This window comes from Cloacibacterium normanense, from assembly GCF_003860565.1.
GTDB lineage: Bacteria > Bacteroidota > Bacteroidia > Flavobacteriales > Weeksellaceae > Cloacibacterium > Cloacibacterium normanense.
Map to the genome: position 1 here is coordinate 564,059 of NZ_CP034157.1, position 13,764 is coordinate 577,822.

Sequence of the window (13,764 nt, forward strand, 5' to 3'; positions counted from 1 at the left end):
AAGGATTTTTTTATTTTTACCACATGAATATTACAGATTTTTATGCGCTTTATTTACAAGCCAATAAAGTAACCATAGACAGCAGAAAAGTTGAAAAAAACGATATATTTTTCGCTTTTTCTGGTGATAATTTCAATGCGGCTACTTTAGCTGAAACAGCTATGGATAATGGCGCTCTTGCAGTAATTGTAGAAGATGAAAATTTTGAAAATACCGCTAGAAATATATTTTATGTAAAATCTACTCTTGAATTTTTACAAGATTTAGCAAAACATCACAGAGCACAGTTGAGAATTCCTATTATTGCTTTAACAGGAAGTAATGGGAAAACTACGACCAAGGAAATCATTCATGCTGTTCTTTCGCAGAAATACAATACTCAATATACTTTTGGGAATCTCAATAATCATATTGGTGTTCCTTTAACCATTCTTTCCATAAAACCAGAGCACGAAATGGCGGTGGTAGAAATGGGTGCTAATCACCAAAAAGAAATTGAATTTTTATGCACCATTGCTCAACCTAATTTTGGATATATAACCAATTTCGGGAAGGCGCATTTAGAAGGTTTCGGAGGAGTAGAAGGTGTAATCAAAGGAAAATCTGAATTGTATGATTACCTTAAATCGAATAATCAATTTGTGGTAGTGAATGAAAACGATCCGATTCAAGTTGAAAAAACAGATGGATATGATTTGGTGATTCCTTTCGGAAGAAGAGATTCTGAGTTTTATTTCGAGAAATTTACAGAGAATAATTGCGTAGGAATTATTTATAATGAGGTAGAAGCACTTTCAAAACTTACAGGAGATTACAATTTTACCAATCTTTGTGCGGCTACCAGCTTAGGTTTGTATTTCGGTATTGATTTTAATTTAATCAAAAAAGCCATTGAAGAATACACACCAACCAACATGCGTTCGCAAATCGTGAAAAAAGGAGACAAAACCTTGGTTTTAGACACTTACAACGCGAATCCTAGTTCTATGAAAGTTTCTCTGGAAAATTTCAATGATTTTATTGGACCTAAAACCATCATCATTGGTGATATGTTAGAATTGGGCGAAGAAAGTGTAACAGAACATTCTCAAATTTTAGAATTGGCAAAATCCCTTAATTTTGATGAAATCATTACAGTTGGTCCACATTTTAAAGAAGTAAATACTTCTGGAGTGGCCTTTTTAACCACTCAAGATTTAATCAGTTATTTAAACGAAAATGAAGTTCATTCGCAGAACATATTGCTGAAAGCTTCACGAGGAATCGCACTCGAAAAAGCTTTGGAATTCATTAAATAGAAAAGAAAAGGTGGAAATTTAAATTTCCACCTTTTTTATATTGCAAAAACCTCGCTCAAAATCAGTTTGATGTTTTTAAAAGTATTGGGTAAAACTTCGTCGTTAATTTCGGTTTGCGTTTTCCATTCTACTTTTGTAATTCCTTCTTCGGTTTGAGGAATCGGTTCTTTTTGACCTACATAAGTCATTTTAAACCAATGCGTGGCTTTTAGAATTCTTTCCTCTTTTCCTTGTTTTTTTTCTTTGTAAATATGGAAAGTAGTATTCACAAATTCTTGTAAAATAAGCTCTGTAAGTCCAGTTTCTTCTTCTAATTCTCTTAGCGCAGCATTTTCTAGAGATTCTTCTGGCTCTATTTTACCTTTCGGTAAATCCCATCTTCCTAATCGGTGAATGAAAAGGATTTTATTTTCTTGGTTGAAAACAATTCCACCTGCTGCTTCCACAACTCGTAACATACCCGTCAATTCTTCCCAAATTTGCTCTAAATTCTCACCGTAAATATTAATTTCGGAGGTAGAAGTATTTTCGAGCAAATCTATGGCGATTTCCAAGGTGGTGGTTTCTTCATAAGGCAAGTTCTTCTCAATGGGAATTGGAGATTTACTGATGCTTAATCTTTTTTCATTGACAAAAACTTTATACATTTGTAATTATATTAATTTTTACAAAAATATTAAAAAAATGAATTTAGAAGGAAGAAAAGTTATAGTAAATAAATCTTCTGAGCAACTTTTTCAAATGCTTAAAAATCCTGAAGATTACAAACACTTAATGCCAGATAGTTTAACCAGTTTTGAGCACAGAGAAGATGGCTTTAAATTTGGTTTAAAAGGAATGCCAGAAGTTGCCCTTAAAATCGCTGAGTTGGTAGAAGGTCAGAAAGTAGTTTTGAAGTCTGCAAGTTCTTCATTGGATTTTTCACTTACAGGAAACATCTCTCCAGTAAACGAAAACCAAACAGAAGTTCAGTTATTATTCGATGGAAATTTTAATCCATTTATCAAAATGATGGTAGAAAAACCATTACAAAACTTCTTAAATGCACTTACAGACAAGTTAGAGCAATTATAAAAGCGTTTAAACGATAATTAAAAGGTTTTAGATTTCTTCTGAAACCTTTTTTTATACCAATATTCCGCTGCAATGATTCTCTGAACTTCCTGTTGCTGAACAAAGTACATTTACCTCATTTCTGATTCTTAAAACGCCCATAAAAGCAAAGATTAAAGCTTCTTTGAAGTTGATTATGTTTTCGTCTGGAACAATGAGTTCTGTATGAGATTTTTCTTGTATTTTTTCTAATAAATAAGTATTGAAAGTTCCGCCACCAGTTACTAAAACAGTTTTGAGCTGATTGTCATTAAAAACTTTGGCAATTTGTTCGGCAATATGTTCGGTAAAAGTAGCGATGATATTTTCAGGAGTTTCGTCTTTTAACAAAGGAAAAACCTCTGAGTTTACAAATTCCACACCGAGTGATTTTGGAGCTGATTTTTGATAAAAGGTTAAAGCATTCAATTGCTCTAAGATTTTGAAATTAATTGCGCCATTTCTGGCAAAATCACCGTTTTTATCATAGTTTTTGCCTAATTTTTCAGCAAAATAATTCAAAACTACATTGACTGGCGAAATATCAAAAGCAATTCTTTGATGGTTTTTCTGTAAAGAAATATTAGAAAATCCGCCCAAATTGAGACAAGCATCATATTGCGAAAATAAAAGTTCATCGCCGATGGGAACTAATGGAGCGCCATTTCCGCCCATTAAAACATCTTGACTTCTAAAATCGTAGATTACGGGCTTTTTGGTGATTAATTTTATGGCTCTTCCATCACCGATTTGTAAAGTGAATTTTCGTTGCGGTTGATGAAAAACAGTATGACCGTGAGAAGCGATAAAATCTAAATCAGTAATATTATTTTTGGAAATAAATTCTTTTGTTTTTTCGCCGAGATAGAAGCCATATTCTTTGTCTAACGCCAATAAATCTTCAGCCGAAAGTAGAATAGCATTTTGCAGCAGATTTTTCCATTCTGGATAGTAAGGAATGGTTTCGGTTTTTAGAATTTCAAATTCCCAATTGGTAATATTTTGGAATTTTGCATAGCAAATGTCTAAACCATCAAGGCTGGTTCCAGACATTAAACCAATGGCGAAATATGTTTTCATGAATTAGAATTAATAAACCACAAAAGATACAAAAGATTTCTAAGGAAAATTTCTTCAAAAGTAAAAAAAGTAAAATATAAACCTAAAACTTTATCTCTACCTCTACCTTTACCTCAATCTCAATTTCCAGAATTCGGCATTTTCTTCACATTGAAGTCTCCAGAATTGTTGTAGAAGGTATATTCAGAAAAATCGTCTTTTGCATTCATTCCATTTGCCGCTACAAAAATTGAACCGTCTTTATCTGTAATGAAAACGGTGTCTTTAGTGTACATTCTTTGTTTTGCTTTGTCCCAATAAATAGACTGCATGGCAAAAGTTTGTCCTTCGTTATTAATGACTTTTACATTTCCTCTGGCTTCGTAGAATTGTTTTTTGTCAATCATTTTGGCATATTTTGCCCAAAGTTTTCCTGGAGTTTTGGGTTTTTTTGAATCATAGAATTCCAGATAGAGTCCCTTTCTTACCACTACATAAGGAGTGTCTACAAATTCATATTCTTCTAGCAATGGTGCTTTAAAACGCACTTTTACCATTCCAGAATCTTTTTTTACAATGTCTGCATTGTAGATGATTCTAGAAGCGAAATTGGTGCTTTTTTTATCGTTTACTTTAGCCAAATCTTCTTCGCAAGAAGTCAAAGCAAAAAATATAGCCAAACCTGAAAAGGTGACTATATTTTTAAATAATATTCTTGAGAATTTTTTTTGCATTTTTATAGATTTAACTATAAAATTTATGAATAAGTGTATTGTTCGGTTTATTCGTAAACTCTTTTCTGGAACCATTTATCAGCAAAATTAATTCCAACTTTTACGTTGAAGAAATTCTGTTGGATAAGATTGTTTTCTAAAGTTCCTCTTCTACCAAATTCTAATCCTAAATCTATACCGCTCATTCTTACTGCATTTGATTTTTCGAAAGGTAAAGTAACTCCAGCAGTGATTCCGTATTGGTTAATATTGGTTCCGTTTACGTTTAGATTTCCTTTTTCATAGAAAGCACCATATCTATAAACTACACGGTTAAGATAGCTTCTGAAGTCATTATAATTTGGTAAATACCAACCACCTGCAGAAATTCTATAAGAATCTTGGTAAGAAAAAGGCTGACCTAAAAACATGGTAGTAGAACCTTTCTTATAATCGATTTGAGCAGAAGCAAACCATTTTGCATCATGACCATAACCAATCCCTAAAGAAGCTTCTGTAGGAATAAGATTTTTGTCTTCGCTGGTTTTCTTTTCTATTTCGGTAACGTTTAATTTTTGGTCTAGATAATAGTAATAAGTGCTGTTTAAGAACTGAGTTTTTACATTACCAGTGGTTCCAAATGTATAGGTAGCTCCTAAGGTAAGTTTTTTATCGTTTTTAAATTTTTTCTGATAGGTAGAACCTAGCGTAAAGTTGAAAGTTTTGATTTTATTAGAAGTTTCAAAACCATTAATCAGTTCAGCATTAGAATAAGCCAGTTCTTCTACATCTGATAATTTTCCGAAGTAGAAATTACTTCTTAAACCTACTGCAAATTCTTTGTTTACTTGATAACCAAAAGCTGCTTGAATAGTACTTAGCGTACCTTCACCATAAAAACGATTTGCTTTTACAGTACTGTCTGCAAGAATTTTAGAAGTGATAATATCATATCTTTTAGAACTGTACGGTTGATATCCTAATCCAAATTTCAATTTTTTAGAAATGGGGAAAGCAATAGAAATATTAGAAAGATAATTAGAATGTTTATTAGCGCTTAATCCATTAAAATCAGATTTTAAAGATTGGTTCTCATTGGTCATTTGAACCCTGAAAGAAGTAAGCTCTAGATTGGTGTTTGCAGCAGGGTTTTTAAAGTTAAAACTATTGTTGAAATCCCAAATGTAAGCAGTGTTTATGCCGCCCATTGAATTGGTTTCTACTGAGTTATCATATTTTACTTCGCCGATACCAAATGCTGCATAAGGAGAATTACCTAAACTTTGCGCTTCTACACTTAAACCAACAGCAATGAAAGGTAAAAGAAAAATTCTTTTTATCATTATCTTTTTTAATTAATGCGCAAATATCTTAATTATTACTGAAACGTGAAAGTTAATAAGCGTTAAATTTCACAGTATTAAAGACGAATAGAGTAGAAATTTTTATAAAATTAACTCAAAATCAAAAAAACTTGTAGCATCCGTCTTTTCACTTCCCGCCAAATTCTTATCTTTGAAACTATGAATTGGGAAGAAATTGTAGGACAAAAAAAAGTTATAGAAACGCTTAAAGATGCAATAGATAAAGAAAGAGTAGGGCATGCTCAGTTATTTATTGGCGAAGAAGGTTTCGGCGTTTTACCATTGGCTCTGGCTTATGCTAAAGAAATTCTCAAAAGAGAAAATGAACATGCCGCTTCTAAAGTAGAGCATCTCAATCACTTAGATTTACATTTTAGTTTTCCCGTTTTTACAGAAAAAAACAATTCTTTGAGTCAAAGATTGTTTGAGGATTTCAGAAATATGATTATAGAAAATCCTTACGCTTCCATTAATGATTGGAATGAAGTGTTAGACGCTCAAAACAAGCAATTGTTTATTTCTGCTGATGAAGTAGATGCTCTGAATCAGAAGTTTGCGCTAAAAAGTTTCGAAGGTGGAACTAAAATTCTCATTGTTTGGCGAGCCGATAAAATGAATGTGACAGCAGCCAATAAATTTTTAAAATTTCTAGAAGAGCCACCTAAAAAGACCATTATTTTGCTTCTTGCAGAAAAAATAGACACCATTTTACCTACTATTTTATCAAGATGTCAAGCCATAGAAGTCCCTAGAATAGATGACGAAAGTCTAGAACAAGGAATCAAAAATCAATTTGATGTTTCCGAAGAAAAAATAAAAGAAGTCATTCATCAAGTGCAAGGAAATTACAATACCGCGCTACAATTGCTTCAAAATGATTCTGCGAATGAAGAATTTGAGGAACTTTTTATCGATTGGGTGAGAAACGCTTTCATGGCGAAAAAGAAACCAGAAGTTTTGAGAAATATCGTTTTGTGGGGAAGAAATATCGCTTCTTGGAACCGAGAAAAACAGAAAAATTTCTTAGATTTTTGTTCTGAGATGTTCAGATTGGCATTATTGCAAAATTATGATGCAGAACATTTGGTTTACAAACGTTTATCTAAAAACGGATTCAACTGGGAAGCGTTTACCAATTTTATTCACGGAGCTAATATTGTAGATATTTTAGAAGAAATCTCCGATGCTGATTTGCATCTTTACAGAAATGCAAATGCCAAAATTGTTTGGACAGATTTAGGCATAAAATTAACCAGATACATTCACCGAAGTGCATAAAAAAAATCCCGAAATTTTTAGACTGCACCCAAAAGTTTAGACAAAATTAAACAATATTCTCAAAGGAAAGAGTTCGGTACTGTACCGGACTCTTTCCTTTGAGATTGAGTCTTATTCTATCATTGTTGTAATAGTGAATGTACTTCACTATTTCGATCTTAAGTTCCTGAATGGAACCAAACTTTCTGGTATAAAACATTTCTGATTTTATCGTTCCAAAAAAGTTTTCTATCACCGCATTGTCCAAACAGTTTCCTTTTCGGGACATACTTTGAATAATACCTTTTTCTTTTAACAAGTTTTGGTAATGTTTCATTTGATATTGCCAACCTTGATCAGAATGTAGAATGATGTTTTGTGTAGATTTTACTTTTCTGAATGATTTCTTTAGCATTCTGATGATTTGGCTAAACACAGGTCTTTCAGATAAGTCAAAACTGACAATTTCACCATTAAATAAATCGATGATTGGAGATAGGTAAAGTTTATTACCCGATACATTAAACTCTGTAACATCGGTTGCCCATTTCTGATTAGGAGTGTCCGATTTGAAATTCCTCTGTAGAACATTGGGCGCAATTTTCCCTTGCTCTCCCTTGTAAGATTTATATTTCTTCACTCGGATAATACTCTTTAATCCTAATGTTTTCATAAGTCGTAAAACAGTTTTGTGATTAATCAAAATTCCTTTTTCTTTCAAAAGCAAAGTAATTCTTCTATAGCCCAACCTTCCTTTGTGACGATGATAAATCTGCTTAATCATTTCTTTTATTTCCGCATATTTATCTTTCATTTGAAAGCGTTTTTGATAGTAATAAAAACTGCTTCTTGCCATCGATGTACAATGCAGCAGTACTGCTAAATCAAAGTCCTGCCTTAACTCTTCGATGGCTTTGGATTTTTCCTTTCCTGAATTAAGGCGTCTAACTTTTTTAAAATGGCGTTCTCGGCTTCTAAATAATAAATCCTCTCCAACAGTTTTTCCTCCCTTGTTAAGGGTTTGCCTGTTTTCTTTTTTTTTCGCTTGTAATTACTCATGGTTTTAGGTCTTCCTCTGGGTCTGTTTTCTAAACCTAAAATACCATTTTTTTTGTAATTACGCTGCCAACTAAGAATACTGGACTCCGCAGGAATATTAAACCTTCTCGACGCTTCTTTTAAACTTAAATTCTCTTTCTCAATTACTGATAAAATCTTTAATTTAAAATCTTTTGTGTAATGCGTATTGGAAAGCCGAACAAGTCCTGAAACTCCATAAAGTTCATAAAATTTTATCCATTTACGAACCAAGGAACCACAAACTCCAATGCGTTTTCCTAAATCGTCTGTTCCAATGTCCCCTTTGTGATATCTCTTTATAGCTTTTAATTTAAAGTCTACTGAATATTTACTTTTTCCCATAAAAAATGCCCCTAAAAAGTGTCTAACTTTTTGGGGCAGTCCATTTTCTCGGGATTTTATTTTTACTAAGCTGCTTTTTCTTTTTTAGCGGCACAACAAGATTTTTTGTCTTTGTTAGCTTCAGCTTTACAGTCTTTTTTGTCTTTAGAAGCGCATTCTTTCTTTTCTTTTGCGCTACATTCTTTTTTATCTTTTGCTGCGCAACAAGATTTTTTCGGTGTTTCTTGAGCCATTCCTAATGTAAATACTGATATGGCTAATACGGCGATGATTCTTTTCATATTTTTAGAAATTATTTTGTTGAATTTTATGCAATATTAGTAAAATTTGATAATATTTTAATAAAGTGATTTAAAAATCACCATTTTTTTCTTCTTACATATATAAAGGTGATAATCACGATGAGTCCCATCAAACCTAATGTGGCAAAATACCCATAAGGTTTTGTGATTTCTGGCATATACTCGAAATTCATGCCATAAACTCCTGCAATAAAAGTAATAGGCAAGAAATAAACCGAATAAATGGCGAGCATTTTCATGACCTGATTGGCTTTTTGGTCAGAGAGTGCCAGAAACATGCTCATTAAGTTATTGGTTTGTAGATGCAAATGGTCGAAATCACTAATGGCATCTTTATAACTGTCTTTCAAGTCCTTTATTTCTACAGAATCTAGAGGTAGTTTTTCAAAAGAACTCACCCAATCTGATGAAAGATTCAGCACTTTCAGATTGAGTCCTACTTTTCTTTTGAAACGATAAAGCCTTTTCAACTGTGCAGAATTAGAAACGTTTTTTAGAAAAACTTCATTTTCCATTTTATCTAATTGGTCTAGAAGAATCTCGTTTTCTTGTTCAAAGGAAATAAATATTTTTTGTCCTAAATGAAGTGCTAACTGATAAGGAGTTTTGAAATTTTCTGGGTGAATTGCTATTTCTTTCAAAAGGGATTTTATCGCATCGTTTTCTATTCTGTGTACCGTAAGAATGAGATTGTCTTTCAAGAAAATTCCTAATTTGGTACTTACATCACTTATGGTATTGAGGATGAGTCTTTCGGTAGAAGTATTTAATCTGGTCAGGAAAAATTTTAGATTGCCATTGTCTTCGAATTTTGGCAAGTGATTCGGGTCTATACAGTCTTCTAACCAATAGTGATTGATATCATATTTTTTAGAAATTTCGGCAATGTCTTCTTGCTTCATTTCTAAAATATCTATCCATTCATATTCTATGGTTTTGTGAAGTGTACTCTCTATCATGGTCTAATTGCGTTAATTTTATCAAATGTATAAATTTTTATAAATCTATAAAGACACATGAGTAAATAATTATTTATTAAACATTTTAATACATGATATTTATGACTCATGTTAATTATATGTTAAAAATAAAATCTTACTTTTGTACCCCACAAATTTTAAAAACTTTATGATTAAGAGTGTAATAAAAGGATATGGTTATTATGTTCCTGAGAATGTGGTAACTAATGACGATTTGTCTAAGTTGATGACTACTAATGATGAGTGGATTACGGAGAGAACAGGCATCAAAGAGCGCCGTCACAGAAAAAATAGAAATGACAGCGAAGAAACGACAGCGTTTTTAGCAAAAAAAGCAGCTGAAAAGGCTCTAGAAAAAGCAAATCTAACGGCTAAAGATTTAGATTTCATCGTTTTTGCAACTTTAAGTCCAGATTATTTCTTCCCAGGAAGTGGTGTAGTTTTACAAGAAATGCTAGGTTGTGATACCATCGGTGCATTAGATGTAAGAAACCAATGCTCAGGATTTGTTTATTCTATGAGTGTTGCAGATGCCTTTATCAAAGCGGGAACTTATAAAAATATATTAGTTGTAGGAGCTGAAGTTCATTCTTTTGGTTTAGATTTTACTGATGATGGTAGAGGTGTTTCTGTAATTTTCGGAGATGGAGCAGGAGCGATTATTCTTTCTGCAAGTGAAGACGAAAACGAAGAAGGTGTTTTAGCAGTAAACATGCACTCAGAAGGAAAATATGCTGAAGAATTAGCAGTTAAATTTCCAGGAACCAAACTAGGTTGGATGGATAGAGTTCTTTACGAGCCAGAAGCTGTAGAAAGACAAGATATTTATCCAGTGATGAATGGTAATTTCGTGTTTAAACATGCGGTTTCTAGATTCCCAGAAACCATGATGGAAGCCTTAACTAAAGCTGGAAAAACTCCAGAAGATTTAGATATGTTCATTCCACATCAAGCGAATTTGAGAATTGCTCAGTTTGTTCAACAAAAATTTGGTTTGCCAGACGAAAAAATATTCAATAATATTCACAAATACGGTAATACTACAGCTGCGTCTATTCCTATCGCATTGTGTGAAGCTCTAGATCAAGGAAAAATTAATAAAGGAGATTTGGTTCTTCTTTCAGCTTTCGGAAGTGGTTTCACTTGGGGAAGCGTACTTTTCAGATATTAATTTGATTAATCCATGATAATTAAGACCTTTCAGTATTTTCTGAAAGGTTTTTTTTGTAACTAAAGTGACAAAATCGAAAAATAATTACCCTCTTTTTATTAATTTTATATGATATTTATCAAAATTGATAAATGTCAGCAAATAATAAAGGAATTTATTATAAGGTAGTTTGTAATTTTGTTCCAGAAATTATAAGAGAAAAATAACAAATTAATATATTATGGCTACAACAGCAAAAAATGAAAAGTATGTATATTCCTTCGGAGGTGGTAAAGCCGATGGAAATGAGTCAATGAAGAATCTACTTGGTGGAAAAGGTGCTAATTTAGCAGAAATGGCAGGTCATAAAGATCTTAAACTACCTGTTCCTCCTGGTTTTACCATCACTACAGAAGTATGTACGTATTTCTACGATAATAAAAGACAATATCCTTCTACATTAGAAAAGCAAATAAAAGATGCACTTGCTCAAGTTGAAAAATTAATGGGCAAAAAATTCGGAGACGTTAAAAATCCTTTATTAATGTCTGTTCGTTCTGGTGCTAGAAAATCTATGCCAGGAATGATGGATACCGTTCTTAATATTGGTCTTAATGACGAAACTATCCAAGGTCTTATCGCAGAAAGCGGTGACGAAAGATTTGCTTACGATGCTTACAGAAGATTGGTAATGATGTATGCAGACGTAGTAATCGAAAAAGCAGGTGGTATGGAACCAGCAAAAGGTATTGGTATCCGTAAAATCATGGACGAAAGATTAGAAGAAGTTAAAAAAGAAAAAGGCGTAGAATTAGATACTGATCTTTCTGCTGATGATCTTAAAAAATTAGTAAAAGAATTCAAAGCTTTAACTAAAAAACACCTAAAACAAGACTTCCCTGAAACTCCATGGGATCAATTAATGGGAGGTGTAGGTGCTGTATTCGCTTCTTGGAACGGAAAACGTGCAATTGAGTACAGAAGAATCGAAAGAATTCCAGATGAATGGGGAACTGCTGTAAACGTACAAGCTATGGTATTCGGTAACATGGGTAATGACTCTTGTACTGGTGTAGCTTTCACTAGAAACCCAGGAAACGGTGAAAATAAATTCTATGGAGAATATTTAGTAAATGCTCAAGGAGAAGACGTAGTAGCAGGTATCAGAACTCCAGCTCCTATCAATCAATATTCTAAAAATGACCACAGTAAAAATTTAACTACTTTAGAGAAATTCATGCCAGAGCAATATAAAGAGCTTGATGAAATTCAACAAAGATTAGAAAAACACTACAAAGACATGCAAGATATAGAATTTACCATCGAAAAAGGTAAACTATACATGCTACAATGTAGAGTGGGTAAAAGAAATGGTGTATCTGCAGTAAAAATGGCTGCTGATATGTACAAAGAAGGAATGATTGATGCAGAAACTGCAATCCTTAGAGTAAATCCTAATCAGTTGGTAGAATTATTATTACCAATGTTCGACCCAGATATCGAAAAAACTCATAAAGTAATTGCTAAAGGTTTACCAGCTGGTCCTGGTGGTGCTGTAGGTAGAGTAGTATTCTCTTCAGAAGATGCTGTAGAATGGGCTTCTAAAGGAGAAAAAGTAATCCTAGTAAGAGAAGAAACTTCTCCAGAAGATGTAGATGGTATGCATAAATCTGAAGCAATTCTTACTACAAAAGGTGGTATGACTTCTCACGCAGCTTTAGTAGCTAGAGGTTGGGGTAAATGTTGTATCGTAGGATGTAGCGAAATCTCTATCCACGATAAAGAAAAATATTTTGTAACCAAAGACGGTAAAAAAATAAAAGAAGGAGATTGGGTATCTCTAAACGGTAGTAAAGGAACTGTTTACGAAGGTTCTTTACCATTAATTGATGTAGATTTAAATAAAAATCAATCTTACAAACAATTAATGACTTTAGTAGATAAATACAAAACAATGGGTGTAAGAACCAATGCTGATACACCTAAAGATGTAGAACAAGCAACTTATTTTGGAGCAGAAGGTGTTGGTCTTTTCAGAACTGAACACATGTTCTATGGTGAAGGTAGTGATAAACCATTATTCTTATTAAGAAAAATGATCATGAGTGACACCGAACAAGAGCGTAAGTCAGCACTTAATGAATTATTCACTTTCGTGAAGAGAGACATTAAAGCTACATTAGAAGTAATGAAAGGAAATCCAGTAACCATCAGATTACTAGACCCACCATTACACGAATTCGTACCTCACGATAAAGCAAAATTACAAGAGCTTTCTAAAGAGTTAGGTGTAAGCATGAGCATCTTAAACAGAAGAATTCTTGCATTACACGAAAACAACCCAATGCTTGGTCACAGAGGTGTACGTTTAGGAGTTTCTTATCCAGAAATTACCGAAATGCAAGTAAGAGCAATCTTCGAAGCAGCAGGTGAATTACAAAAAGAAGGCGTAAAAGCATTCCCAGAAATTATGATTCCTGTAACTTGCGGTAGACACGAACTTTCTCACCAAAAAGCAATCGTAGATAAAGTATACGACGAAACTTTAGAGAAATTAGGAGTTAAAAAAATTCCTTACCTATACGGAACCATGATTGAAATTCCTAGAGCAGCGCTTAAAGCAGATTCTATGGCAATGGTAGCAGACTTCTTCAGTTTTGGTACTAATGACTTAACTCAAATGTCTTTCGGTTTCTCTAGAGATGATATCGGTGGATTCTTACCTAAATATCTAGACCTTAAACTATTACCTGGAGATCCATTCGTATCTATTGACCAATCTGGTGTTGGTGAATTAATCAAAATCGGGGTAGAAAGAGGTAGAAAAACAAAACCTAACTTAAAAGTAGGTATTTGTGGTGAGCACGGTGGTGATGCAGAATCAGTGAAATTCTGTCATTCTATCGGTATGAATTATGTAAGTTGTTCTCCATTTAGAGTTCCTATCGCTAGATTAGCTGCTGCACAAGCTGCAATCGAAGATAAAAAATATGTGAAAACTTCATAACAATATTTATAATTAACAATGATAAGCCGCGTAGAATTTTCTATGCGGCTTCTCTTTTTACTAAATTTAAGAAACATTTAACCTCCTAAAACTTTGTACTCTCGTTTACTTGCAGTAAAT

12 protein-coding genes are annotated in these 13,764 nt (G+C 33.0%); 5 read left to right on the top strand and 7 right to left on the bottom strand.

Annotated features, from left to right (window positions below):
- Nucleotides 1–23: 23 nt before the first annotated feature.
- Entirely contained in the window at nt 24–1,298 is a 1,275-nt protein-coding gene (locus EB819_RS02730) for a UDP-N-acetylmuramoyl-tripeptide--D-alanyl-D-alanine ligase (protein WP_069797710.1), read from the top strand.
- A gap of 35 nt (nt 1,299–1,333) precedes the next feature.
- Here the strand turns inward: EB819_RS02730 and EB819_RS02735 are convergent, their stop codons facing one another.
- Nucleotides 1,334–1,945, bottom strand: a complete 612-nt coding sequence (locus EB819_RS02735) for an NUDIX hydrolase (RefSeq protein ID WP_069797712.1) — start codon at nt 1,943–1,945, stop codon at nt 1,334–1,336.
- A 37-nt stretch (nt 1,946–1,982) separates the two neighbouring features.
- On the opposite strand from EB819_RS02735, the gene EB819_RS02740 reads away from it, so the two are divergent.
- A complete protein-coding gene (locus EB819_RS02740) occupies nt 1,983–2,372 on the top strand; it encodes an SRPBCC domain-containing protein (RefSeq protein ID WP_069797728.1) in 390 nt (129 codons plus the stop codon).
- Nucleotides 2,373–2,423: 51 nt separating this feature from the next.
- Here the strand turns inward: EB819_RS02740 and EB819_RS02745 are convergent, their stop codons facing one another.
- The 3 genes from EB819_RS02745 to EB819_RS02755 form a co-directional block, all read right to left on the bottom strand.
- Nucleotides 2,424–3,470, bottom strand: a complete 1,047-nt coding sequence (locus tag EB819_RS02745) for an anhydro-N-acetylmuramic acid kinase (RefSeq protein ID WP_069797714.1) — start codon at nt 3,468–3,470, stop codon at nt 2,424–2,426.
- Nucleotides 3,471–3,589: 119 nt separating this feature from the next.
- On the bottom strand, nt 3,590–4,183 hold the full coding sequence (gene lptC, locus EB819_RS02750; protein WP_069797716.1) for an LptA/OstA family protein: 594 nt from the start codon (nt 4,181–4,183) through the stop codon (nt 3,590–3,592).
- A gap of 47 nt (nt 4,184–4,230) precedes the next feature.
- Entirely contained in the window at nt 4,231–5,502 is a 1,272-nt protein-coding gene (locus tag EB819_RS02755; protein ID WP_069797729.1) for a BamG family beta-barrel-assembly machinery protein, read from the bottom strand.
- Nucleotides 5,503–5,685: 183 nt separating this feature from the next.
- Here EB819_RS02755 and EB819_RS02760 point away from each other — a divergent pair, with 183 nt between their 5' ends.
- Nucleotides 5,686–6,804, top strand: a complete 1,119-nt coding sequence (locus EB819_RS02760; protein ID WP_069797718.1) for a DNA polymerase III subunit — start codon at nt 5,686–5,688, stop codon at nt 6,802–6,804.
- A 46-nt stretch (nt 6,805–6,850) separates the two neighbouring features.
- Here the strand turns inward: EB819_RS02760 and EB819_RS02765 are convergent.
- The 3 genes from EB819_RS02765 to EB819_RS02775 form a co-directional block, all read right to left on the bottom strand.
- Nucleotides 6,851–8,205, bottom strand: a protein-coding gene (locus EB819_RS02765; protein WP_124878650.1) for an IS3 family transposase whose coding sequence is annotated in 2 segments (ribosomal slippage) — nt 6,851–7,731 and nt 7,731–8,205 — 1,356 coding nt in all. Because the reading frame shifts where the segments join, the coding sequence is not laid out codon by codon here.
- A gap of 65 nt (nt 8,206–8,270) precedes the next feature.
- Nucleotides 8,271–8,486, bottom strand: a complete 216-nt coding sequence (locus EB819_RS02770; protein ID WP_069797345.1) for a hypothetical protein — start codon at nt 8,484–8,486, stop codon at nt 8,271–8,273.
- A gap of 77 nt (nt 8,487–8,563) precedes the next feature.
- Nucleotides 8,564–9,466 (bottom strand): CorA family divalent cation transporter, encoded by a 903-nt coding sequence (locus EB819_RS02775; RefSeq protein ID WP_069797343.1) that lies wholly within the window; start codon nt 9,464–9,466, stop codon nt 8,564–8,566.
- A gap of 169 nt (nt 9,467–9,635) precedes the next feature.
- Here EB819_RS02775 and EB819_RS02780 point away from each other — a divergent pair, with 169 nt between their 5' ends.
- On the top strand, nt 9,636–10,658 hold the full coding sequence (locus EB819_RS02780; RefSeq protein ID WP_069797341.1) for a 3-oxoacyl-ACP synthase III family protein: 1,023 nt from the start codon (nt 9,636–9,638) through the stop codon (nt 10,656–10,658).
- A 220-nt stretch (nt 10,659–10,878) separates the two neighbouring features.
- A complete protein-coding gene (gene ppdK / locus EB819_RS02785; protein ID WP_069797339.1) occupies nt 10,879–13,644 on the top strand; it encodes a pyruvate, phosphate dikinase in 2,766 nt (921 codons plus the stop codon).
- Nucleotides 13,645–13,764 lie beyond the last annotated feature (120 nt).

Excerpts from the sequence above, each read along its gene's own strand:
- EB819_RS02730 (WP_069797710.1), top strand. The coding sequence starts at position 24 with ATGAATATTACAGATTTTTATGCGCTTTATTTACAAGCCAATAAAGTA.
- EB819_RS02735 (WP_069797712.1), bottom strand. The coding sequence starts at position 1,945 with ATGTATAAAGTTTTTGTCAATGAAAAAAGATTAAGCATCAGTAAATCT.
- EB819_RS02740 (WP_069797728.1), top strand. The coding sequence starts at position 1,983 with ATGAATTTAGAAGGAAGAAAAGTTATAGTAAATAAATCTTCTGAGCAA.
- EB819_RS02745 (WP_069797714.1), bottom strand. The coding sequence starts at position 3,470 with ATGAAAACATATTTCGCCATTGGTTTAATGTCTGGAACCAGCCTTGAT.
- lptC (WP_069797716.1), bottom strand. The coding sequence starts at position 4,183 with ATGCAAAAAAAATTCTCAAGAATATTATTTAAAAATATAGTCACCTTT.
- EB819_RS02760 (WP_069797718.1), top strand. The coding sequence starts at position 5,686 with ATGAATTGGGAAGAAATTGTAGGACAAAAAAAAGTTATAGAAACGCTT.
- EB819_RS02770 (WP_069797345.1), bottom strand. The coding sequence starts at position 8,486 with ATGAAAAGAATCATCGCCGTATTAGCCATATCAGTATTTACATTAGGA.
- EB819_RS02775 (WP_069797343.1), bottom strand. The coding sequence starts at position 9,466 with ATGATAGAGAGTACACTTCACAAAACCATAGAATATGAATGGATAGAT.
- EB819_RS02780 (WP_069797341.1), top strand. The coding sequence starts at position 9,636 with ATGATTAAGAGTGTAATAAAAGGATATGGTTATTATGTTCCTGAGAAT.
- ppdK (WP_069797339.1), top strand. The coding sequence starts at position 10,879 with ATGGCTACAACAGCAAAAAATGAAAAGTATGTATATTCCTTCGGAGGT.